Annotated in this window: 20 protein-coding genes; 9 read left to right on the top strand and 11 right to left on the bottom strand. The window is 60.9% G+C overall.

Going from position 1 to position 22,894, the window contains the following annotated elements; all coding sequences use genetic code 11:
• The first annotated feature begins 189 nt into the window (after nucleotides 1-189).
• Together JQM68_RS11590 and JQM68_RS11585 are read left to right on the top strand one after the other, a co-directional pair.
• Nucleotides 190-2,100 carry an NAD(+) synthase gene (locus tag JQM68_RS11590; protein WP_235223162.1) on the top strand — a complete coding sequence of 637 codons (1,911 nt, stop codon included), beginning with the start codon at nucleotides 190-192 and terminating at the stop codon, nucleotides 2,098-2,100.
• 107 nt (nucleotides 2,101-2,207) lie between these two features.
• Nucleotides 2,208-2,612: a PaaI family thioesterase gene (locus tag JQM68_RS11585; RefSeq protein ID WP_235223161.1), complete on the top strand. Its 405-nt coding sequence runs from the start codon at nucleotides 2,208-2,210 to the stop codon at nucleotides 2,610-2,612.
• A 37-nt stretch (nucleotides 2,613-2,649) separates the two neighbouring features.
• Here the strand turns inward: JQM68_RS11585 and JQM68_RS11580 are convergent, their stop codons facing one another.
• The 3 genes from JQM68_RS11580 to JQM68_RS11570 form a co-directional block, all read right to left on the bottom strand.
• Nucleotides 2,650-3,885, bottom strand: coding sequence for a sensor histidine kinase (locus JQM68_RS11580; RefSeq protein WP_235223160.1), 1,236 nt, complete (start codon nucleotides 3,883-3,885; stop codon nucleotides 2,650-2,652).
• A gap of 67 nt (nucleotides 3,886-3,952) precedes the next feature.
• Nucleotides 3,953-4,627: a response regulator transcription factor gene (locus tag JQM68_RS11575; protein WP_235223159.1), complete on the bottom strand. Its 675-nt coding sequence runs from the start codon at nucleotides 4,625-4,627 to the stop codon at nucleotides 3,953-3,955.
• A gap of 18 nt (nucleotides 4,628-4,645) precedes the next feature.
• Nucleotides 4,646-5,650 (bottom strand): DUF4340 domain-containing protein, encoded by a 1,005-nt coding sequence (locus JQM68_RS11570; RefSeq protein ID WP_235223158.1) that lies wholly within the window; start codon nucleotides 5,648-5,650, stop codon nucleotides 4,646-4,648.
• A 235-nt stretch (nucleotides 5,651-5,885) separates the two neighbouring features.
• Between JQM68_RS11570 and JQM68_RS11565 the strand changes: the two genes are divergently transcribed.
• On the top strand, nucleotides 5,886-7,412 hold the full coding sequence (locus JQM68_RS11565) for a 4Fe-4S dicluster domain-containing protein (protein ID WP_235223157.1): 1,527 nt from the start codon (nucleotides 5,886-5,888) through the stop codon (nucleotides 7,410-7,412).
• Between the two features lie 55 nt (nucleotides 7,413-7,467).
• On the opposite strand, the gene JQM68_RS11560 is transcribed toward JQM68_RS11565, so the two are convergent.
• The 6 genes from JQM68_RS11560 to JQM68_RS11535 all read right to left on the bottom strand — a co-directional run bounded on the left by JQM68_RS11560 (nucleotide 7,468) and on the right by JQM68_RS11535 (nucleotide 15,633).
• Nucleotides 7,468-8,511, bottom strand: a complete 1,044-nt coding sequence (locus JQM68_RS11560; protein ID WP_235223156.1) for a DUF4825 domain-containing protein — start codon at nucleotides 8,509-8,511, stop codon at nucleotides 7,468-7,470.
• The gene (locus JQM68_RS11555) at nucleotides 8,501-8,989 is read right to left on the bottom strand and encodes an RNA polymerase sigma factor (protein WP_235223155.1); all 489 of its coding nucleotides are present in this window, start codon (nucleotides 8,987-8,989) and stop codon (nucleotides 8,501-8,503) included. Before JQM68_RS11555 ends, JQM68_RS11560 begins: the two co-directional genes overlap by 11 nt.
• Nucleotides 8,990-9,084: 95 nt before the next feature.
• Nucleotides 9,085-11,370 carry an S-layer homology domain-containing protein gene (locus JQM68_RS11550; protein ID WP_235223154.1) on the bottom strand — a complete coding sequence of 762 codons (2,286 nt, stop codon included), beginning with the start codon at nucleotides 11,368-11,370 and terminating at the stop codon, nucleotides 9,085-9,087.
• Between the two features lie 22 nt (nucleotides 11,371-11,392).
• Nucleotides 11,393-12,049: an HAD family hydrolase gene (locus JQM68_RS11545; RefSeq protein WP_235223153.1), complete on the bottom strand. Its 657-nt coding sequence runs from the start codon at nucleotides 12,047-12,049 to the stop codon at nucleotides 11,393-11,395.
• Between the two features lie 143 nt (nucleotides 12,050-12,192).
• Nucleotides 12,193-14,172, bottom strand: a complete 1,980-nt coding sequence (metG, locus tag JQM68_RS11540; RefSeq protein ID WP_235223152.1) for a methionine--tRNA ligase — start codon at nucleotides 14,170-14,172, stop codon at nucleotides 12,193-12,195.
• A 99-nt stretch (nucleotides 14,173-14,271) separates the two neighbouring features.
• A complete protein-coding gene (locus JQM68_RS11535; protein WP_235223151.1) occupies nucleotides 14,272-15,633 on the bottom strand; it encodes an MATE family efflux transporter in 1,362 nt (453 codons plus the stop codon).
• Between the two features lie 129 nt (nucleotides 15,634-15,762).
• Between JQM68_RS11535 and JQM68_RS11530 the strand changes: the two genes are divergently transcribed.
• Together JQM68_RS11530 and JQM68_RS11525 are read left to right on the top strand one after the other, a co-directional pair.
• Nucleotides 15,763-16,518, top strand: coding sequence for an exodeoxyribonuclease III (locus JQM68_RS11530; protein ID WP_235223150.1), 756 nt, complete (start codon nucleotides 15,763-15,765; stop codon nucleotides 16,516-16,518).
• 142 nt (nucleotides 16,519-16,660) lie between these two features.
• A complete protein-coding gene (locus tag JQM68_RS11525; protein ID WP_235223149.1) occupies nucleotides 16,661-17,953 on the top strand; it encodes a lactate racemase domain-containing protein in 1,293 nt (430 codons plus the stop codon).
• A 39-nt stretch (nucleotides 17,954-17,992) separates the two neighbouring features.
• On the opposite strand, the gene gpr is transcribed toward JQM68_RS11525, so the two are convergent.
• Entirely contained in the window at nucleotides 17,993-18,889 is an 897-nt protein-coding gene (gene gpr, locus JQM68_RS11520) for a GPR endopeptidase (RefSeq protein ID WP_235223148.1), read from the bottom strand.
• A gap of 183 nt (nucleotides 18,890-19,072) precedes the next feature.
• Between gpr and rpsT the strand changes: the two genes are divergently transcribed.
• The 4 genes from rpsT to JQM68_RS11500 all read left to right on the top strand — a co-directional run bounded on the left by rpsT (nucleotide 19,073) and on the right by JQM68_RS11500 (nucleotide 21,723).
• Nucleotides 19,073-19,336, top strand: a complete 264-nt coding sequence (gene rpsT, locus JQM68_RS11515; RefSeq protein ID WP_235223147.1) for a 30S ribosomal protein S20 — start codon at nucleotides 19,073-19,075, stop codon at nucleotides 19,334-19,336.
• 137 nt (nucleotides 19,337-19,473) lie between these two features.
• Complete coding sequence (locus JQM68_RS11510) at nucleotides 19,474-20,250, top strand: TatD family hydrolase (protein WP_235223146.1); 777 nt, start codon at nucleotides 19,474-19,476, stop codon at nucleotides 20,248-20,250.
• Nucleotides 20,247-21,086 (top strand): hypothetical protein, encoded by an 840-nt coding sequence (locus tag JQM68_RS11505; protein WP_235223145.1) that lies wholly within the window; start codon nucleotides 20,247-20,249, stop codon nucleotides 21,084-21,086. Before JQM68_RS11510 ends, JQM68_RS11505 begins: the two co-directional genes overlap by 4 nt.
• Nucleotides 21,087-21,099: 13 nt before the next feature.
• A complete protein-coding gene (locus tag JQM68_RS11500) occupies nucleotides 21,100-21,723 on the top strand; it encodes a TatD family nuclease-associated radical SAM protein (RefSeq protein WP_235223144.1) in 624 nt (207 codons plus the stop codon).
• A gap of 59 nt (nucleotides 21,724-21,782) precedes the next feature.
• Here the strand turns inward: JQM68_RS11500 and JQM68_RS11495 are convergent, their stop codons facing one another.
• Nucleotides 21,783-22,667 carry a DUF2935 domain-containing protein gene (locus JQM68_RS11495; protein ID WP_235223167.1) on the bottom strand — a complete coding sequence of 295 codons (885 nt, stop codon included), beginning with the start codon at nucleotides 22,665-22,667 and terminating at the stop codon, nucleotides 21,783-21,785.
• Nucleotides 22,668-22,894: the final 227 nt, after the last annotated feature.

Here is a 22,894-nt window from a genome sequence, read left to right as displayed (position 1 = left end):
ATCAAGCAAAGGGTACTCCCAACCCGATGCGTTTTCTCCCTCCTAAACACACACAGCAAAAAGGACCGCCTTCGGCGGTTCTTTTTGTATTTGCCCGTCCGCCGCTTTCGTTGGAATGTCTTGTCAAAGAAAACGCCGGGGTGTAAAATAACGCTGAACGACCATACTGGAACGAGGAGGTTTTTTCACATGAAAGATGGTTTTGTCTCTGTCGCCTGCGGCACGCCCAAGCTGCGTCTGGCGGATTGCAATTACAACGCGGAGCAGACCTTCACCCTGATGCGCAAGGCTGAAAAGGCCGGCGCCAAAGTGCTGGTGCTGCCGGAGCTGGGCCTGACCGGGTATTCCTGCGGCGACCTGTTCTATCAGGACACCCTGCTGCGCTCCGCTGAAGAAGCGCTGTCAACCGTTTTGGCCGCCACCCGGAACCTGGAGGTGGTCACCGCCGTGGGCCTGCCCCTTCGGGTCAACAACAAACTGTATAATTGCGCGGCAATTATACAAAAAGGAGCGGTTTTGGGCGTGGTCCCCAAGACCCACCTGCCCAACTACGGCGAATTTTACGAGAAGCGGCAGTTTGCCGCCGCACCGGAGGAGAACGGGACGGTGACCCTGCTGGGCAAGTCCGTGCCCTTTGGCAACAAGCTGGTGTTCCGCTGTGATACCATGCCGGACCTGGCGCTGGGCTTTGAGATCTGCGAGGATATGTGGGCCCCCTGCTCCCCCGCCGTGGACCTGGCGGCGGCCGGAGCCACCGTGGTCGGCAACCTGTCCGCCAGCAACGACATCATCGGTAAGGACAGCTACCGCCGCCAGCTGGTGACCATGCAGTCGGCCAAGCTGCTGTGCGGCTATGTCTATTCCAGCTGCGGCGAGGGGGAGTCCACCTCCGACGTGGTGTTTGGCGCCCATCAGATGATCGCCGAGAATGGCACCATGCTGGCCGAGCGCCGGTTTGACGGCGGGCTGCTGATCTCTGAGGTGGATGTGCAGAAGCTGTGCTATGAGCGCCGCCGGACCCAGATGTTCGACAAGACTCCCGTGGTGCAGGAAATTCCCTTCTCCCTCACCCTGTCCGAGACGAAGCTGACCCGGTACGTCGCTCCCCAGCCCTTCGTTCCCGAGGGCAAGGAGGACCGGGACGCCCGGTGCCGGGAGATTTTGCTCATCGCGTCCCTGGGTCTCAAGCAGCGGTTGGAGCACACCGGGGCCAAGACCGCCGTGGTGGGTCTCTCCGGCGGACTGGATTCCACCCTGGCCGTCCTCATCACCGGCCTTGCCATGAAGATGTTGGACCGGCCCATGACGGACATCGTGGCCGTCACCATGCCCTGCTTCGGCACCACCGACCGCACGAAGAACAACGCCGTCATTCTGGCGGAGCAGATGGGCGCCACTTTGCGGACCGTGGATATTTCCGCTTCCGTCCGCAGCCATTTCAAGGACATCGGCCACGACATGGAGGACCACTCCGTCACCTTTGAGAACGGACAGGCCCGGGAGCGGACCCAGGTGCTGATGGACATTGCCAATCAGACCGGCGGCATCGTCATCGGTACCGGTGACCTCTCCGAGCTGGCGCTGGGCTGGTGCACCTACAACGGTGACCACATGAGCATGTACGGCGTCAACGCCTCTATCCCTAAGACACTGGTGCGGCATCTGGTGGCATACCTGGCCCGGGACAACGCCAAGAAGGACGAGGCCCTCCACGACGTGCTGGAGGATATTCTGGACACCCCCGTCTCCCCGGAGCTGCTGCCCGCCGTCAAGGGCGAGATCAGCCAGCGGACGGAGGACCTGGTGGGACCCTACGAGCTACACGACTTCTTCCTGTATTATATCCTGCGCTGGGGCTTCTCGCCCCGGAAGGTGTACCGGCTGGCCCTGTATGCCCTGGGCAAGCAGTACAGCCGGGAGGTCATTCTGAAGTGGCTCAAGACCTGCTACCGCCGGTTCTTCTCCCAGCAGTTCAAGCGGAACTGCCTGCCAGACGGTCCCAAGGTGGGCTCCGTGGCGCTCAGCCCCCGCGGTGACTGGAGAATGCCGTCTGATGCCAAATGGACGCTTTGGCAGGCGGAGCTGGAGACGCTGGAATAAACGAAAACGGAACGCCCGTGCCGTTTCTTGACTGTTTTTGCAAAAATTGTGGAAAAAAGCTGCCGCATGTGCTACACTGGCTTCGATTCCAGCGAAGGGAGTATGCTATGAACCAGGAAGAGAAGCAGTTAGAAAAATTGCGCCTGCGGAAAAATGCTTTTACGGCGCATAATTTTTATGAGTTGGAGACGGTGGAGCCGGACCGGGCGGTGTACCGCCTGGACATCCGGCCGGAGAGCCTGAACCCCTATGGCATGGTCCACGGCGGGGCGCTGTACACCATGGCGGACGACGCCGCTGGCGCCGCCGCCCACACCGACGGACGGCACTACGTGACACAGAACGGGAACCTCCACTTTTTGAAAAACCAGGGCAGCGGCACCATCCGGGCCGAAGGCCGCATCCGCCGCCGGGGGCAGGCCACTTGTCTGGCGGTGGTGGATATTACCAATGAGGGCGGAGAACTGCTGGCGACAGGAGATTTCAGTTATTTCTGCGTGGACAAGGCCTGATAAGCAAGAAAAAAGAGAGGAGCGCCGCTCCTCTCTTTCACTTTTTCAGCATCATGGTGTAGATGAATCGGGTGGAGCCGGCGTCGCTCTCCGCCCTCAGCGTCCCTTTGTGCTCCTCCGCAATGGTCCGGGCAATGGGGAGCCCCAGGCCGAAGCCGGATTTTTCCCCACGGGAGACATCCGCCCGGTAGAACCGCTCGAACAGGCGGCCCAGCTGCTCCGGCGGGATGGGGTCGCCGGGGTTGGAGACCGTCAGCCTTGCCTGTCGGTCTGTTTTTTGCAGGGACAGCGTGATGGTGCCGCCGTCGGCGCCGTATTTGATGGCGTTGTCCAGCAGGATAGAGATGAGCTGGCGGAGCTTGTCTCCGTCGCCCAGCACCAGCGTGCCGTCGGCAATCTGATATTCCAGAGGCTTTCCAGCTTCAAAGGCCACCGGCTCAAAGGCCAGGGCGCAGTCGGCAGCGACATCGGAGAGGGAGACCTCCGCCATGACCGCGGTGCGGACCATGTTGTCCGCCCGGGCCAGGGTCAGCATCTCCTCCACCAGGGAGCGCATCCGCCCGGCCTCGGAGAGGATGTTGTCCGTCCAGCGGGCGGGCTTGTCCGGCAGCTCCGTCTGCTCCAGCAGCTCCGCGTTGGAGAGGATGACCGTCAGAGGCGTTTTCAGCTCGTGGGAGGCGTCGGACAGGAATTGCCGCTGCTGCTTCCAGGCCTTTTCCACCGGCCGGGTGGCCCAGTGGGAGAGAAGGACGGACACGCCCAGCAGCAGCGCCAGCGCCGCCAGAGCGATGACCAGATACGAGCCCATCATCCTCCGCAGCACCGCCTGCTCCATGGACATGTCCACGAAGGCCAGTTTTTCATACAGGCCGTTGTCCTGCCGGAGGTAGCGCAGATGGTAACCGCTGACGGTGCCCTCCTGCCGGTTCTGGGACAGGCAGTCCTGCAGAATGGCGGTCAACTCCTCCGTGTCCTCCAGGTTGGAGTAGGTGCCGCCGGTGATCTGGGCGGTATAGCCGCCGCCCCGGGAGGGCCAGACATTCACGGTAAAGTAGGGCAGCAGCACCCGGTCGCCGCCGATGGCGATGGAAATATCCGGCCGGGTCATACCGCCGATCATCTCCTCCTGGGAGACCCGGTAAAGCACCTGGCGGCTGAGGTCGGAGATATTCCGCGCCATGGAAAGATAGACGGAGAAGAACACCACCGCCAGGATGGCGGTGACCAGCGCCATACAGATGGCGACAAATTTCAACCGCAGTTTACGGATCATGGCAGGCGCTCCCTTTGTTGAAAAGTATGTGGAAAACGTGGAAAAATTAGTGAAGAAGGCGAAAATCTCAGGATTTTTCCAAACAATAGCCCACCATGCGGATGGTCTTGATCTTTACGGTGGAGTGCAGATGCTCCAGCTTCTTGCGAAGAAAGGAGACATAGACCTCCACGTTGTTGTCCTCCGCGTCGGATTCGTAGCCCCAGATCTTCAAAAGCAGGTTTTCCTTGGTGATGACCAGCTCCCGGTTCAGCATCAGCAGCTCCATCATGTCGAATTCCTTCCGGCTGAGGCGGAGGCTGCGGTCCCCGCAGGAGAGGGTAAAGCTGTTTTTTATCAGCTTTAAGTCGCCGTATTCCAGAACATCCGTGTTCCGCAGCTCCGGCTGGCGCCGGGTCAGGGCCCGGATGCAGGCCAGCAGCTCCTTTGGCTCAAAGGGCTTGGTCAGATAGTAGTCCGCGCCGCAGTCCAGGCCCTCCACCCGGTCGCTGAGTTCCGACCGGGCGGTGAGCATCAGCACCGGCGTGGCGTTTCCCTCCGCTCGCAGGCGGCGCAGGACGGTGAAGCCGTCCAGCTTGGGCAGCATCACATCCAGCAGGATCACATCGTAAATGGCGGACAGGGCGTTGTCCAGCCCCGCCTCACCGTCATGGCAGACATCGGCGGTGTAGCCGTTCAGCTCCAGAAGGTCCTGGAGCGTAGAAGCCAGCCGCACCTCGTCCTCAACGATCAGTACCCGCATCAGGCGCCTCCTTTACGCTCAGCCCTCCAGCCCGTTGACGGCCACCGGCATCAGGGGGTCCAGGGCCTCTGAGGGCAGGAAATAGATGGTGGGATCATCGCCCAGTCGGACATACCGGCCGGAGCCGTCCTCCAGGCGGCTGCCGATGGTCAGCGCCAGGGCCTGTTCGGAATCCGTTCCCGCCGTATAGCGGATGGTCACCTGGGCGGTGGGGTTGTCAAAGCCGCAGAGGGAGGCGGCCTCGTCGGAGGGGTGGTAGTCCACGCACTTTGTGATGGTGAGGGACGTCAGGTCCGCTATCAGCGCCCGGACAGTGGGGTCGTCGGTGATATTGGCGCCGCTGCTGCGCCAGGTGGTGACGCCGTCGCCCTGCTGGGCGGTGAGAATAGTGACCGGGCCCACGGACCCATCCTCCTCGGCGGGGCCCTGAATGGTGACGGACAGCAGACAGTCCTCCGTCAGCTCCGGCAGTTCCGGCAGCTCCATCATGTCGTAGATGGGCCGGGACAGGAGGGTATACAGGGTGTCGGGCAGGATGTAGGCGGTGGTCTCGTCACCGTTGAGGCGGACGTAATAGCTGCTGCCGTCGGTGGTGGCCCGGCCGAAGAGCAGCGTGGTGGTCCCATGGGCGGTGGTGGCGGTGAGGGTGGCGTTGGGCTGGTCGAAGCCGGCGTTTTCCAGAACCTCGCTGTCCGTCACGGTCTGCTGGGGCTTCCAGGACGCCAGCTGGCCGGTGATGCCTAGAATGGTGGTGTCGTCCAGGGGGAAGGAGGGGTCGTCCGACCAGATCCAATTCCCGTTTTCATCCAGGGAAAAGGAGAGGGTAAAGCTGCCGGTCTCATAGGACAGGGCGGTGTAGGCGCCGGGGTCGTCTGTGGGCGTGGAAACGCCGGACTGCTGGGCTGCCTCCTTTTCCGCCCGGTTTTCTTTATAACGGACGCCCAAAAGCACCAGTACGATGGCGAACAGGACCACCAGCACCGCGCTGAGGAAGGTGACGATCCGTCTCTCTTGCCAGGTCATAGAGGGATACCTCCTGTTTTTCAAGTCAGATGAACAGAAATAGTATAACACAGGCGGCCATTTCTTGCAATTCCACCTTATCTCCGAAAGCTGAACCGAAGCTGAAAACGGAGGGTATTGGAAAAATCGGGCTTTATGGAACATTTTCTTGCAAAACCGGACCGTTTTCTATATAATATTCCTGCCAAATTCCCGGACAGTATGCGACTGCCGGACATATGGAGGAGAAAACAATATGAGAGGCGTACACAGCGCGGTGGACGACATCCGCCGCAACGTATTTACCGAGGTGGCCCGCCTGGCCTATGAGGGCGGCGACCTGAACCGCGTGGATCTGATCCCCTACCAGATGATCCGGGGCGAGGTGGCCAAGCACCGCGCCGACGTGTTCCTGGAGCGGGCCATCGTCCGGGAGCGGGTTCGTCTGGCTCTGGGCATGAACCTGCAGAATGCGGAGGATCAGCTGCCCATTTCTGCCAGCATCAACGAGGCTGCCACGGATCAGAAGTATTTTGAGAACCCCCTGGTCAACATCATTCCCTTTGCCTGCAATGCCTGCCCCCCCAAGCAGGTCCGCATCACGGACAGCTGCCAGGGCTGCATTTCCCACCCCTGCATGAACGTCTGTCCCAAGGACGCCATCTATCTTGATAAGAACAAGCACTGCCACATTGACCAGGATAAGTGCATCAAGTGCGGCAAGTGCTTCAACCAGTGCCCGTACCGGGCCATTTCCAAGATCGAGCGCCCCTGCGCCGCCGCCTGCGGCATGGATGCCATCGGCTCCGATGAGCTGGGCCGGGCCAAGATCAACTACGACAAGTGCGTCTCCTGCGGCATGTGCCTGGTGAACTGCCCCTTCGCCGCCATCGCCGACAAGAGCCAGATCTTCCAGATCATCACCGCCATGAAGCGCAACGAAGAGGTCATCGCCTGCGTTGCCCCCGCTTTTGTGGGTCAGTTCGGCCCCGAAGCCACCCCCGGCAAGCTGAAGGCCGCCATGCGCATCCTGGGCTTCGCCGATGTGGTGGAGGTCGCCATCGGCGCGGACCTGTGCACCGTGGAGGAGGCCAAGGACTTCCTGGAGGAGGTCCCCGCTAAGCAGCCCTGGATGGGCACTTCCTGCTGCCCCGCCTGGTCCATGATGGCAAAGACGCTGTTCCCCCAGTTCAAGGATTACATCTCCATGGCCCTGACGCCCATGGTCATCACCGCCCGCATGGTGAAGAAGGACCATCCCAACGCCCGCATCGTGTTCATCGGGCCCTGCGCCGCTAAGAAGCTGGAGGCCAACCGCCGCACCGTCCGCTCCGACGTGGACTTTGTGCTGACCTTCGAGGAGCTGCTGGGTATGTTCGATGCCAAGAACATTGATTTCAGCAAGATCGAGGCCGACCCCGCCGACAACATGGACGAGGGCACCGGCATGGGCCGGGGCTTCGCCGTGGGCGGCGGCGTGGCCGCCGCCGTGGTGGAGGCCATCCGCCACATCGATCCCGACCGGGAGATCAAGATCGAGTACGGCGATGGCCTGAAAGAGTGTAAGAAGATGCTGATGATGGCAAAGGCCGGCAAGCGGGACGGCTACCTGCTGGAGGGCATGGCCTGCCCCGGCGGCTGCGTGGCTGGCGCCGGCACCATCCGGCCCATCAAGGAGAGCATGGCCAACGTGGAGAAGTTCAAGAACGCGGCCAGCGAAATGAGCTGCACCACCAGCCCCTTCCTGAATCGTCTGGAAGAGGTCGAGAAGAAATACGAGTAAGTCTCTGATGAGATGGACAGGCCCCCGGCTTTCGCCGGGGGCCTGTTGTATATTTTCAGGAAGAAATTCGGGTGATCTCCACCAGTCTCTGGAGTTCCGCCGGAGGGGCGTTGTAATAGCTCTTGACGCTGGGGAGGGGCCTCCAGTCACAGCCCGCGTGAGTCTGGTTGTAAGCGTCCGTCAGTTCCGGCAGCAGGGCGTTGGCTTCCTTCACGGTGATAAAGCCGCTGTGCGCTTCTCCCTGATGGTCGGTATAGGTCCAGCCCACCTCATCCAGGTTTTCCACCAGGGCCAGCAGCTGGATGGCATAGCGGGCTATCCACGTGTCAAAGGTGTTGGGGTCCTTTCCGATGGCTCCCTGCCAGCCGTCCCGGGTGAATTCCAGTGTCCAGCGGTAGGGCCAGCTGGAAGTGTGGAGGCTGTTGGTATAGTCGCCGAAGTTGGAACGGATGTGGGCCAGCTCGGAGATGCGGTTCAGGGCGGAGATGTCGCCCACATAGGGGGTCCTGGCCTCATACAGGCGGGCTACCCGCTCCTGAATGAGGATGCCGTCCTGCCAGACAACGCGTCCGCACAGCCAGACTTCCCCGATGCCGTCCAGGGGCACCTCCACCGTTCCGCCGCCATTGGGGAACAGGGGAGACACCAGCACAGACCGGGCGGAGATATTCGCCACGCCGTCGGCGGTGTCCACCTTCCAGCCCCAGTAGGCTGTGGCAGAAGAAGGCGTGGAGATGGACAGGCGGAGGATGCCGTTTTCCTCCACCGCTTCCGCCACGAACAGCTCCCCTTCCTGAGCTGGGGTGCCGATGATAAAGATTTTTGCCGCAAAACCTGCCGCAATGAGGAGAACAGTGCAGAGAACAGCAGCCACCACCCGCCGTCCGCTCTTCCGCTTGACGGTTTTCAGATAGTCCACTTCCCTGCCCTGCTCCGCCGCTTCCGCAGGTTCGGCTGTCATGGCGTTCTTCCGCGCCGTGCAGTCCGGGCAGGCGGACAAGTGGGCTTCCACAGCCTTGTTGGTTTCATCAGAGGTCAATCCCTCCACGTAGGAGGGCAGCAAGTCCCGCACCACCGCGCAGGTCAGATCATTTTTCATCGGATGCACCTCCGTTCCGCAGCTTTTCCTTGCTTCGGTAAAATGTGACTCTCGCCCAGGTCTCCGTTTTGCCCAGCACGTCCCCGATTTCCCGGAAGCTGAGGCCGCCGAAGGCCCGGAGATACACCACCTCCCGCTGGTCCGGCGGCAGGCTGTGGATGCTCCGCAGCAGCTCCAGCTGGCCTTCCCGCTCCAGCAGGCCGTCCTCCGACGAGGGGACGGGAATTTCCGGCGGTTCGTCGGGCATGGGGACTTCCTGCTTATGCTTGCGGAGGTGCTGGTACCACAGGTGTTTGGCGATTTGGCACAGCCAGACGGAAACCTTGCAGCTCCCGTCAAACCGCCCGATGGAGCGGACCGCCTGGTAAAAGGTCTCCTGGGTCAGCTCCTCCGCCAGGTCCGGGTCATGGCACTGGGCCAGGAGGAACTTGTAGACGGTCTGGGCGTGCTGACGGTAAATGGCGCTCATATCATCCATCGCGGTCCCTCCTTTCACCCCTTATATCCCCTCCGGGCGGAAAACGTTACAGAAAAAGCGGGCGCGGGGGAAATTTCCTCCGCACCCGCTTGCCTTTACGCGGCGATCAGGGCTGCCAGCAGCTCCGCCGCCTCGCCCCGGGAAACCTGACCTTGGGGCTGCAGCGCGCCGTCCACCAGGCCGTTTTCCACGGCCCAGGCGGCGCCGGGCCGGGCGAATTCGCCCAGGCTTCCGCTGCCGGACACGCCGGACAGGACCGCTTCGTCAGCCTCCGGGGAACCCACAGCGCGGTAGAGCATGGTCAGCATGGCCTGCCGGGTCACCAGGGCGCCGGGGACGAAATGGCCCGCGCCGTCTCCCTGTACGATGCCGTTTTCCGCGCACCAGGTCACGGCGTCGGCGCACCAGCTGCCGTCGGGCACGTCCTGGAAGGGACTGGCGCCCTCCGGCTCCGGGCAGCCGTTCAGCCGCCACAGCACCGTGGCTGCCTGGGCCCGGGTCAGGGATTCGCCGGGACGGAAGGCGCCGTCGGCCTTGCCCTGGAACAGGCCGAAGGCGGCGGTGAGGCGGATGCCGTCCTCCGCGGCCAGGCCCTCGGTGTCGGAGAAGGAGACGCCCAGGACGGTGTCATATGTATAATCCAGCAGAGCGTCGGCGATACCCGCCACCGTCTCCTCCCGGAACACATCCGCCATGCCCGCTTCTTCCAGCGTGGCCCGGAAGGGCTGGGCAGTACCGATCTCCATCAGCCGGAGGTATTCGTCGCAGGCTTTATCGTAGTCCGACAGGGAAGTTGTAAACAGCTCCGCCGACGCCAGAGCGGACGTGGTATAACTGATCATATAAAAAGGCGTTTCAAAATGGTGGGAAGTATACTGCCAGCCGTATCCGTAGGTGTCGTCCGCCAGGTAACTTCCGTATTCCGCGCAGACATCGTGGTAGATGCGGTTTACCTTATCCAGTGTCAGGTCATCCTCCGCAAATACCCGCTGCTGGAATTCATCGGAGAGGCAACTGGACAGGATGTATCCGCTGACCATCCTCCGAAGATTGGAAAAGCGGCAGGCGGAGGCGTTCTCCTCCCCTACCATGGCCCCCATATAGGGCTGGCACAGCAGGACCAGGGCCTGAGAGTTGATCTCCGCCAGGTCCAGGGAATTACCGTAGTCGCTGCCGCCGGAGAGACAGGCCTCGGAAAAATGGCCGAACTCGTGGAGCAGATCCTCCAGATCGTTTATGTTCATATAAGGCTTGTTGAAAATAAACGCGCTCTGGTATTGAGGCAGAGAAGTTGTAAAGCCCTGGTCGTTTTTGGTTTCGGAGAATGCGGTGTCCACCAGATGGCAGCGGCGCATATAGGCGAACAAGTCTGCTAGTTCGCTGGAAACATACCCCATATAGGGCTGGATCATGTCCAGCAGACCGTTCTGAGACAACGTGGAGAACTGTCCGTTCAGCACGGCTGTGCCGTACTGGATCTCCGGTGTATTGAACAGAACGGTATACAGCCCGCACAAAGGAACGATATAGGTCTTGACGGCATCGTGGATGGCTTCGGCTTCCTGGGGCGTGTAATCCCGGATGTAGACGTTTTTATAGAAAAAGGCGGCGCAGTCGTCATAGCCCCAGCTGGCGGCATAGGCTTTCCAGGTCTTCACCAGGTCGACATACAGGGGACCGACGACCTTGTTGATCTCCTTTGCCAGCAGCAGGCACACCTGGTTCCAGTCTTCGTAAGTGAGCTTTCCCTCCGCGAGGGCGGCGTTTGCCTCTTCCTCGCCGTGGTAGGTGACGCCCTTGTAGCGGACCACCGGCGTTTCGGCCATGGCCTGCCAGTAATCGTCCACCAGTTCGGCGCAGTGGTTCTGGAGGGCAAGCTGCTCCGGCGTGTCGGCTTCCGCGTCGGCGTAATAGGCGGCGCCGTCCTCGCCCAGGGCCAGCTCCAGGGCCCCGGCATTGGCGGAGTTCGCCACAGCGCTGAAGGCTTCCGCGATGCGGTTGAAGGCGGTCATATAGAAGCTGTTCCAATCCACATAGGTCTGGGACATGGCGGTGGGATCGGAAGCGTAATGGACGGACATGACGGCATAGTCTGTGGACAGCCGGTCTTCCATCGCTTTCAGAGCCCGGACCGCCTCAGCGGTCTCCGCCGCATTGTCGTCCTTGGCGGCGGCAGTCTCCACGGCTTTTGCGACAGCTTCCACCTCGTCCATGTATGGCTCGCCATAGGTCAGGGTGTTGAAGTCCACCTCCTGTGGCGTTTTCGTCAGGATGTCGGTCTTCCGCTCCTCCCAGGCCAGGCCGGGGGCGGAGAGGCTGAACACCAGCACCAGCGTCAGGGACAGGGCGCAGAGGCGAGGGAACCGTTTTTTGTGTTTCATGGTGTCTCCTTTCCGGAATCCCTTACAGGCCCTCCTGCTCAAACATCTCCTCAAAAGAACGGATATAGTAGTCCGACAGGGACTTGATCGCCTCCTGGTCGGCCTCGGCGGAGGGGTCGTACACGCCGCAGACCCGGAACCCGGCGGCCTTCGCCGTCTGAATGGCGTGGAGGGCGTCCTCAAAAATGACGGTGTCCTTCTTGGTGGAGCGCAGGCGGCGCATGCAGCGCTCGTAGATTTCAGGGCTGTCCTTTTTGCCCGCGCCCACCTCGGCGCAGGTGAGGATGCCCCGGAAATAGCCGTCCAGCCCGGTGTGCTTCAGGGCGGTCTCTACCAGGTCCCGGTCGGTGTTGGTGGCGACGTACATCCACACGCCCTCCATTTTCAGCAGGGACAGGAATTTTTTCACGCCGGGCTTGGCCTGGACTTCGTTTTCATAGAAAGCACGGACCTCGGCCTTGGTCAGCTCCATGATCTCCTCCACCGTTTCGGACAGGTGGTATTCCTCTTTGCAGAGGGCGGCGCCGTCCCGGAAGGTCATCAGCATCAGCCGGTCCCCCAGGTCCGGGGCGGGTTCGACACCCATGGAGCGGAGCAGGTCGGACGCCAGGCTGTTCCAGATGTGCATGGAGTCCAGCAGGGTGCCGTCCATGTCAAAAATCGCACTTTGTAAACGCATAAATACCTCGTTTTAAATGATTTTCGGCAGGACATGTGCCTGCCGAAAATACTTTGACTTAAGCGCCTTGGGCGCGTTCACCAGTGACCGATGTCACTGGTGGTAGGGGAGGTCGAGGGGGAGCCTGCTCCCCCTCGAAGTGCTTAGCAGAGCTTGGCTCCTGCGGGGATCGCATCGTCGACCATAAGGAGATGCAGCTTTTCCTCGCCCTTCTCGGTGTGGACGGCGGAGATCAGCATACCGCAGCTCTCCTGGCCCATCATCTTCCGGGGCGGCAGGTTCACGATGGCGACCAACGTCTTGCCAACAAGCTCTTCGGGCTTATAGTACTTGGCGATGCCGGAGAGGATCTGGCGGTCGGTGCCGGTGCCGTCGTCCAGGGTGAATTTCAGCAGCTTTTCGCTCTTTTTCACGTTCTCACAGGCCTTCACCTTTACAGCCCGGAAGTCGGACTTGCAGAAGGTGTCGAAGTTCACCTGCTCGGTGAGCTGGGGCTCGACCTCGATGGCGGGCAGGGAGGCCTTTTTCGCGGCTTCGGCAGCGGCCTCCAGCTCGGCGATGGCCTTGTCCATGTCGATGCGGGGGAACAGGTTCTCGCCCTTGGTGACGGCGGCAGTCTCGCTCAGAGCGCCCCAGACAGCGGCGCTGTCCCAGGTCCGGACATCGGCGGAAGCGCCGATCTGGACGAACAGCTTGTCCATGCTCTCGGGCATGAAGGGGCTCAGCAGGATGCCGCAGATGCGGGTGGCCTCCAGCAGGTTGTACAGCACGTGAGCCAGCCGCTTGCCGTTGGCGTCCATGTCCTTCGCCAGGGCCCAGGGAGCCGTCTCGTCGATATACTTGTTGGCCCGCTGGATGACCTTGAACACCTCCGCCAGGGCGTTGTGGGGAGCGTAGGCCTCCATCTGGGACTCATAGGCGTCCCGCAGGGCGGAGGCCATGGCGATGAGGTCGGTGTCGAAGGGTTCGGGATTTTCCCAAGTCTTGCAGCCGGCGGGCAGCTGACCGCCGAAGTATTTGCCCACCATGGCGGTAGTGCGGCTGAGCAGGTTGCCCAGGTCGTTTGCAAGGTCGGTGTTGATGGTCTGAATGAGCAGCTCGTTGGAGAAGTTGCCGTCGGAGCCGAAGGGGAAGGTGCGCATCAGGAAGAACCGCAGGGCATCCACGCCGAACTTTTCCGCCAGGATATAGGGGTCCACCACGTTGCCCTTGGACTTGGACATCTTGCCGCCGTCCAGCAGCAGCCAGCCGTGGCCGAAGACGTGCTTGGGCAGGGGCATCTCCATGCTCATCAGCATGGCGGGCCAGATGATGGAGTGGAACCGGACGATCTCCTTGCCCACGAAGTGGACGTCGGCGGGCCAGTACTTGTCGTAGTCGTCATATTGGTCGTTCAGGAAGCCGAGGGCGGTGGTGTAGTTGAACAGGGCGTCCACCCACACGTAGACCACATGGCCCGGGTCAAAGTCCACGGGAATGCCCCAGGTGAAGCTGGTGCGGGAGACGCACAGGTCCTCCAGGCCGGGGTCGATGAAGTTCTTCACCATTTCGTTGACGCGGCTGCGGGGCTGGAGGAAATCGGTGTTCTCCAGCAGGTCCCGGACCTTGTCGGCGTACTTGCTCAGACGGAAGAAGTAGGCTTCCTCCTCGGCGTCCACCACGGGGCGGCCGCAGTCGGGGCAGCAGCCGTCCACCAGCTGGCTCTCGGTCCAGAAGGACTCGCAGGGGGTGCAGTACTTGCCCTTGTAGGAGCCCTTGTAAATGTCGCCCTTGTCGTACATCTTCTTGAAGATCTTCTGGACGGCGGCGACGTGATAGTCGTCAGTGGTGCGGATGAAGCGGTCGTTGGAGATGTTCATCAGCTTCCACAGGTCCTTCACGCCCTGGGGGCCTTCCACGATCTTATCCACGAACTCCTTGGGGGTGACGCCGGCTTCCTTGGCCTTGGTCTCGATCTTCTGGCCGTGCTCGTCGGTGCCGGTCAGGAACATCACGTCATACCCGGCCAGGCGCTTGTAACGGGCCATGGCGTCGGTAGCCACGGTGCAGTAGGTGTGGCCGATGTGGAGCTTGTCGGAGGGATAGTAGATGGGGGTGGTGATATAGAACTTTTTCTTTTCCATGGGTTTTCTCCTTTTTCACGGCCGCTCCGAATGGAAGAGGGCCGGTATTGATTCACGCAATTATTTATTATAACGGAAAACTCCCGAAATTACAACATTTCAGCCGGGATTTTCCTCCGCCAGACTGCCCTTCCGCTTCCAATGGCCGGAGAGGTAGTAGACCACCGACAGCGTGAAGCCCACACACCAGCCCACGCCCACGCCGTAGTACATATAATCGGGGCCAAAGTGGTCGGCGAACCAGTAGACAGCAGGGACCCGGACCAGAATGAGGGAGAAAATGACGTCCAGCATGGCGAACATACTGTCTCCCGCGCCCCGCATGGCGTTGTTCAGGCAGAACATGACGGAGAACAGGAAGTAGAAGGGCATGATGCACTTTAAATACACCGCGCCCGACTGGATGACGGCGGGGGTGTCGGAGAAGAAGCCCACCAGCGTCGGCCCCAGGGGAATGAGCACCAGCATCACCGCCGACCAGACCACGGAGGCGATGACGGTGATGCGGATGCCCTGGCGGGCCCGGTCCAGCCGTTTGGCGCCGATGTTCTGCCCCACGAAGGAGGTGACTGCGTTGGAAAGACTCTGTACCGGCAGGAAGGCCAGGGAGTCCAGCTTGGAGCCCACGTTGTAGGCGGCGGCGAACTCCTTGCCGAAGGAGTTGATCTTGCTCATCACTACCATGGCGCCGATGGCCACCAGAGACATCTGGACGCCCGCCGGCAGGCCGATGCCCATGATTTGGCGGAACAGCGTTTTGTCGAACCGGCGGCAGAAGGGGCGGATGGCGATGTCGGGGTAGCGGCGGTTGATGTAGAACAAGCCGAACAGCCAGGAAAAGGCCTGGGAGATGATGGTGCCCAGAGCCACGCCCAGGACTCCCATGCCGCACCCCAGCACGAACACCAGGTCCAGCACGATGTTCATCACCGACGAGATGGCCAGGAACAGCAGTGTCGTCCGGCTGTTGCCAAGCCCCCCCAGAATGCCCGCGTTCAGGTTATAGCCAATGGCGCCGATGAGCCCCGCGGATACCACCGTCAGATAGAGCCACGATTCGGCCCAGGCGTCGGATTTCACCTGCATCAGCGTCAGAACAGGATTCACCAGCCCCAGGGCGATGGCCGTGATGGGAATGGCGGAGACCATAAAGGCGGTGTAGATGGTGTCCACCGCGTCCCGGACCCGGTCCATGTTCCCCGCGCCGTAAAACTGGGCGATGACCACGGTGCCGCCGTTGGAGAGGCCCATGAACAGCGATGTGAACATAAAGATGACGGGATAGCCCACGCCCACCGCCGCCAGGGCGGTATCGCCGGCGTAGTTGCCCACCACCCAGCTGTCCACCATGTTGTAGAGCTGCTGGAGGAAGCTGCCTGCCAGCAATGGCAGGGCAAAGTAGAAAATATGTCCGGCGGGGCTGCCCACCGTCATGTTGCGCATACCGTTTTCACGTTCCATGTTGAAATTCCTCATATGATCTTCGTTCTTTTCTCTACTTTACTCCCTTTTTTAGGCTGGGGCAATATTGTTTTTTGACCGAACATCGGGTACAATGTGGAAAACCAACGGGAGACAAAGGAGAACGATATGAAACTGGTATCCTGGAACGTCAACGGCCTGCGGGCCTGCCTGAATAAGGGCTTTCTGGACTTCTGCGCCTTCGCCGACGCCGACGTCATCTGCCTGCAGGAGACAAAAATGCGCCCGGAGCAGGCGGAGTTCGACCTCCCCGGCTATACCCGGTTCTGGAACAGCGCCGACAAGGCGGGCTATTCCGGCACTGCCATCTTTACGAAAACCGAGCCGCTGAACGTCACCTATGATTTCGGCATGGACGAGCACCGCCACGAGGGCCGGGTCATCACGGCGGAGTACCCGGAATTCTATCTGGTGTGCTGCTACACCCCCAACTCCAAGGACCAGCTGGCCCGGCTTCCCTACCGCATGGCCTGGGAGGACGACATCCGGGACTACCTCATGGAGCTGGACGCGAAAAAGCCCGTGGTCTACTGCGGCGATTTGAACGTGGCCCATGAGGAGATCGACATCAAAAACCCCAAGTCCAACCGCATGAACCCGGGCTTTTCCGACGAGGAGCGGGCCAAGATGACACAGCTGCTCTCCAGCGGCTTTGTGGATACCTTCCGCTACCTCTACCCCGACAAGACCGGGGCCTACTCCTGGTGGAGCTACCGTTTCAACGCCCGGAAGAACAACGCCGGGTGGCGCATTGACTACTTCATCGTCTCCGAGCGTCTGAAGGACAAGATCAAAAGCGCCGACATCTGGAGCGAGGTGCTGGGCAGCGATCACTGCCCTGTGGTGCTGGAGCTGGATATTTAAACGAAGCAGCTCCTATTTTCAGTAAAAATGCTGAATGACAATTCGCCCAAATGTTGTATAATGTGATGCGATGTTGTATGACAAGCATAAAATGGCGGGCATCGGAGAAACCGTCCGAACCCGTGTGAAAGGAAGCATTGATATGCCAGAAGCAATGAAATACGGCCAGCACGAATTTGAAGTGAAGCTGCCCCCGGAGCTGATCGCAGCGGAACTGGAGCCCAACCATGTGGATCTGCCCCAGCGGACCGTGCCGGAGCACATCCACTACGCACTGGAGCACCCCATCGACTCCAAGCCGCTGAAGGAGCTGGTGAAGCCCGGCGAGACGGTATGCATCATCATCTCTGATGTGACCCGCCGCTGGCAGTCCCCGGAGACCTACATCCCCATTCTGATCGAGGAGCTGGAGAGCGCCGGCATCCGGGATGAGGATATGCTCATCATCTCCGCCACCGGCACCCACCGGAAGCAGACCAGGGAGGAGCACATCGGCCTGGTGACGGAGGCGGTGTATGACCGCATCCGTCTGGTGGATCACCAGTGCACTGATGAGGAAAACCTCAAGTATGTGGGCACCACCTCCCGGGGGACTCCTGTGTGGCTGGACAAGCGGGCTCTGGAATGCGACCACATCATCCTCACCGGCGGCGTGGTGTATCACTTTATGGCGGGCTTCGGCGGTGGACGCAAGAGCGTCCTGCCCGGCATCGCCGGCCGGGAGACCATTATGAAAAACCACAACCTGGCCCTGAATCCCGGCTTGGGCGCCGGGTCTAACCCGGAGGTCCGCAGCGCCAACCTGTCCGACAGCAACCCTGTCCACGCCGACATGATGGAGGCCTGCGCCATGGTGAAGCCCACCTTCCTCATCAACGTGGTGGTGGACGATAACCAGAAGATCATCAGCGCCTTTGCCGGTAACTGGATCACCGCCCACAAGGCCGCCTGCGACCTGGTGGAGAAGATGTACGGCGTGGCCGCCAAGGAGAAAACACCCATGGTCATCGCCAGCGCCGGCGGCTATCCCAAGGATCTGAACTTCTACCAGACCATCAAGACGCTGTGCAACGCCCTGGAGGTGGTGGAGGACGGCGGCACCATCATCCTGGTGACGAAGTCCGACGAGGGCTTCGGCAACGATGATACCGAGCGCCAGATCGCAGGCTACGAGACCATGCTGGACCGGGAAAAGGCCCTGCGGGAGAACTTCTCCATCGGCGCCTTCATCGGCTACCTGTTTGCTGAGAGCGCCGAGAAGTACCACCTGATCGCCGTCACCGGTATTCCCCAGGAGCAGTTCGGCACCGCCAAGATTCACGCCGTAAAGACCCTGGATGAGGCATTGGAACTGTCCCGGAAGCTGAACGGCGGCAAGGACCTGCGGGCCACCCTCCTGCCCCACGGCGCCAACACCCTTCCGAAACTGAAATGATGAGCAGCCGTCCCCGGGTCATTGGCCCGGGGACGGCTTTTAGCTGAGCAGCGCGTTGATCTCCTCAATTTCCAGATCCTGCAGGGCCCAGTTGATGCCGTAGCCCACCACCTTGCTCAGGTCCCGGACCTGCTGATCGATGTCCCGAGGGGTCACCATCAGGTTCTGCCGGGATTTTTGCAGGGCCTCCCCATCGTAGTCCCTGATGCCGGATTCCTCCAGCAGGTCCGCCGCCAGGGTGGCGCTGTCCACCACCGTAGGCACGCCAATGGCGAACACCGGAACGCCCAGCGTCTCCTGATTCAGGGCTGAGCGGTGGTTCCCCACCCCGGAGCCGGGGATGATGCCGGTGTCGGAGAGCTGCACCGTGGTGCACACCCGCCCCACACGGCGGGAGGCCAGGGCGTCCACGGCGATGACCAGCGATGGCTCTACCTGGGCCACCAGGCCTCGCACCGCCTCCGCCGATTCAACGCCGGTGGTGCCCAGGACCCCGGTGCGGAACACCGCCACGGGGCGAAAGCCGGAGAAATGCCTGGGCATGGCGGCGATGAGGTGGCGGGTCACCAGCACGCTGTCAGCCGCCAGGGGGCCCACGGCGTCCGGCGTCATGGCACCGTTGCCGAGACCGATGACCAGCACCGTGCCCTCCCCTGGCAGCAGCTCTTTGAGCTGGCCGCCCACCGCCCGGACCGCCCGCTCAAAAAAGTCTGATTTCCGCTGCCAGAAGGCGGTCAGATCGATGGTGCGGTAGGTGCCCCGGGGCTTGCCCAGGGCCTTCTCTCCCCGCTCATCCAGGATGTCCACCCGGGTCACCGGATAGCCCTCCGAGCGCTGCTTCGTGGCTTTCACGCCGCTCAGACGGGTGTTTTTTTCCGCCGATTCCTGCCATAATTCCCTGGCCTCCAAAGCCAGATCGGTGCGTTTTGCGAACATACTGCCTGCCTCCCGACACAAAATCTTGTGGTCTTTTCTCTAGGTTTTGCGGCAAAAGATACAATATACAAAAAATGCACACAAATTGTAAAAAAACTCTTGCTTTTTGGTGAGTTCCCTGTTAAAATATCAATCTGCACGGTGGAAAATCCCACTGTAAATTTGCCTAAGGAGGTGTTTGGTTTGCCGAATATTAAGTCTGCCAAGAAGCGCGTTCTGATCGGAGAGGTGAGAAACGCCCGCAACAAGGCCGCGAAGTCCGAGCTGAAGACCGCCATCAAGAAGTTCGAGGCTGCTGCCGCAGAAGGCAATCGCACCGAGGCCGATGGCGCTTACAAGGTTGCTGTGAAGAAAGTCGATCAGGCTGTCGCCAAGGGCGTTCTGCACAAGAACACGGCCGCTCACCGCAAGAGCGCCATGACCCTGAAGCTGAACAAGATCGGCTGATTTGTGTCGAGCCAAAAGGACATCCGGTGGGATGTCCTTTTTTGCTGCCCTTTTGGGCGGATAAAATTGTTACGGTTTGGTCATATCTCTTTGAGAAAAGTGTGATAGAATAGAGCGGAAAGCGAGGAGGTGCCCGCATGCCCATTTTTGATACCCACGCCCATTACGATTCCGGCGGCTTTAACGCCGACCGGGATGAGGTGCTGTCCGCCCTCCCCGCCGCTGGCGTGGAGCTGGTGGTGGACCCCGGCTGCGATGTGCCCTCCTCCCGGGCTGCCGTGGCCCTGGCGGAGCGGTATCCCCACGTCTACGCCGCCGTAGGCATCCATCCCGAGGACTGCGGCGGGTGTACCGACGCGGACTTTGACGCCATCCGGGAGCTGTGCGGCCATGAAAAGGTGGTGGCCATCGGCGAAATTGGCCTGGACTACTACTGGAAGGAAAATCCGCCGAAGGAGTTCCAGCAGCAGGTGTTCCGCCGCCAGCTGGAGCTGGCCCGGGAATTAGGTTTGCCCGTCATCATCCACGACCGGGAGGCCCACGGGGATTCTTTGGCTATCGTTTTGGAATATCCTGAGGTGCGGGGCGTGTTCCACTGCTTCTCCGGCAGCCCGGAGATGGCCGCCGAACTGTTGAAGCGGGGCTGGTATCTGGGCTTCGACGGGCCCATCACCTATAAAAACGCCAAACGTGCCCCGGAGGTGGCGGCCATCACGCCCCTGGACCGCATCGTGGTGGAGACGGACGCCCCCTACCTGACCCCTGTCCCCTTCCGGGGCAAGCGGAACGACAGCCGGTATCTGCCGTTCGTCTTGGAAAAACTGGCGGAGTGGAAGGGCGTCACGGCGGAGGAAATGACGGACATCGCCTGGGAAAACGGCCTGCGGCTGTTTGGACTGGAGGCAAAGATATGAAACGGCTGCTGCCCGCGCTGCTGGCATTGACGCTGCTGTCCGGGTGCGGCGCCCGGGAAACGGCACCTTCCCTGCCGGAGACCACCCCGGCTCAGCCCATCTCCGCTCCGGCGGTGGTGACGGAGGGGCGGGAACCGGAAGAAGACGATGATCTGTCCGCCGCGTTGGATGGCTTTTCGGAATGGATGCACAACAGCACCTTGGATCAAAATTCCGTGGGACTGCTGGCGGAGCTGCCGGAACAGGATGTGGCGCTGTACGGAGTCAGAGACCATCGGGGAGATGACCGCGCCCTGCTCCGCTGGGAGGATAGTCTGGCGGAATTTGACTGGAACTTTGGCGGACCGCTGATCGTGGAACCCCGGCTTTGGTGCTGGGATGCGGATGATGACGGGCAGGATGAAGTTGTGCTGGTCAACCATGTCGGCAGCGGCACCGGCGTTTCTATCGAAGAACTTCACATTGTGGAGAAAAACGAAGACGGCACGCTGGCGGACTACGCCTTCCCGGAGGAGCTGTGGAGGGATCAACTGTCCGCTCTGCTGACGTTGGTGAAGGGGAATAACCGCGTCTGGGTCTCTTTAGGCCGGGAGCTGGTGGACATCACCTCTCAGCTGCCGGAGAATTTGGAGCCGGAGACGCTTCGAGGGCTGGGTACGGGAAATGTAGCCGGATTTGACACTGATTGGCCCCGTGGCGCGGATATCCGGTTCAGCGGCAGCGTTTGCCTGGACGCGGATGGCTATAATAGTTGGTATGTCGCGGATATTTCGGCTTATGTATCTTACGCCGGCGGTGTTTTTACCCTGTCGGATCTTCATTTGAACAGCAATTAAGGAGTGAACCAGCATGGAAAAAGGTTTTACCATCACCTATGAATACGGGGACAATCTGTATGTGAACCCCACCAACCGCTGCAACTTCAACTGCGAGTTCTGCCTGCGGCATAACCAGGGCTCCGGCGGCAGCATCTACACCCACAACCTCTGGCTGAAGCGGGAACCCACCAAGGAGGAGATTCTGGCCTCCATTGAGAGCCATGACCTCTCCAAATACAAGCAGCTGGTGTTCGTGGGCTTCGGCGAGCCCAGCTACCGCATCGAGGACATCTGCTGGGTCATCGACCAGATGAAGGCCAAGGGGGAGAAGCTCTACACCCGCATGGACACCAACGGCACCGGCAGCCTTATCCATGGCCGGGACATCGCCCCGGAGTTTGCGGGCCGGTTCGACATGGTGTCCATCTCCCTGAACACGGACACGGCGGAGAAGTACGATGCCCTGTGCCACCCCCAGCAGGCCGGGGCATACGAGGCCATGAAGGCCTTTGCCAAGGAGATTCAGAAGTACGTGCCCACGGTGATGATGACCGTGGTGGACACCATCCCCAAGGAGGAGATCGAGAACTGCCGCAGGATCTGCGAGGACGAGATCGGCGCCATCTACCGGGTCCGGGAGTACATCGAAGATTGAGAAAAACAGGAGCTCCGGGGATCGGCTTTTGTCGGTCCCCGGAGCTCCTGTTTTTCGCGTCAGGCGCTCAGCAGGCGGATATAGTGGTTGGCCTCCCGCAGGACATGGTCCGCCAGCAGGGGCAGGATGACGGAGCGAATTTTGCAGCCCGTGATGCCCTGAACGCCGGCGGTCTTGAAGTCCCGGAACCGCAGGGTCTCCTTCAAGGCCTCCTGACGGCCCATGGCCGCGTCGTTCGCCTCCCTTGCCCGGGCCAGCAGCGCGGCGTACTCCTGGGCGAAGGCGTCCGAGGTCTTGATGAGCGCGTCCTCGGTGGGGTCCAGCAGGCCCCGGATGAACTGGGCGTGCTCCATCATGATCTGGTTCCAGAAGACCTCCGTCTCCTTCATGGTCTGTCCGTCCAGACAGCACCGCTCCGCGTCCCGGAGGAAGGTGCGGTACAGCTTTGCCTCCCGAATAATGTGCTCCAGCAGCAGGGGATAGTTCATGGTGAACATCCGGCAGGCAAGCACCCGTTTCAAGGTGGTCTCCTTGAAGCCGATGAGCCCGTCCAGCAGGCGGAGGGCAGTCTCATTCAGCTGCCTCACCTGGCGGCACAGGACCGGAGAGACCCGGCAGGGGCCGCCGCAGCGCAGCCGGGCGGCCATGGCCGTCAGTTCCCGGTCGATGGGAATGCCGGTGAAGCACTGGGTCTGCCGCTCGGCGTTTGCGGTGAACTCCGTGAAAAGCTCGCCGGATTCCAGCACGGATTGGTCGGTAATGCCGTGGCTCAGGCCGATGGCCCGGCGCAGCACGGATTCAAAGCCCCGTTTGTAGAAGTCCGCTTTCCGGACAAACTCTTCATTGGCAGACGTAAAGCCCGCCTCCAGGAACAGGGCGTGTTCCTTCATGATGCGGGCAAAGAACAGGTGCAGCTCCAGAGACAGCGTCACATAACGATCCATCAAAGCGATTTCTCCTCTCATGGTGGGCTGCAACAGTATATGACGCTGGTATTGGATTTGTGCCTCCGCCTCCCTGTCAAAAAAAATCGGGGCGCCCATCAAATATGGGCGCCCCATGAACGTTTTATGCTAGACTCCTATGAAAAGCAGACAAAGTCTGCTTTTCATAGCGCGTCAGCGCGTCGGAGTCTGCATGAGACGGCATCTGCGCTCTTTGCGCAGATGGG

This window comes from Oscillibacter valericigenes (genome assembly GCF_021531435.1).
Lineage (GTDB): Bacteria > Bacillota > Clostridia > Oscillospirales > Oscillospiraceae > Oscillibacter > Oscillibacter valericigenes_B.
The sequence above is the reverse complement of the archived record's forward strand: the minus strand, read 5'-3'. Positions and strand labels throughout refer to the sequence as shown.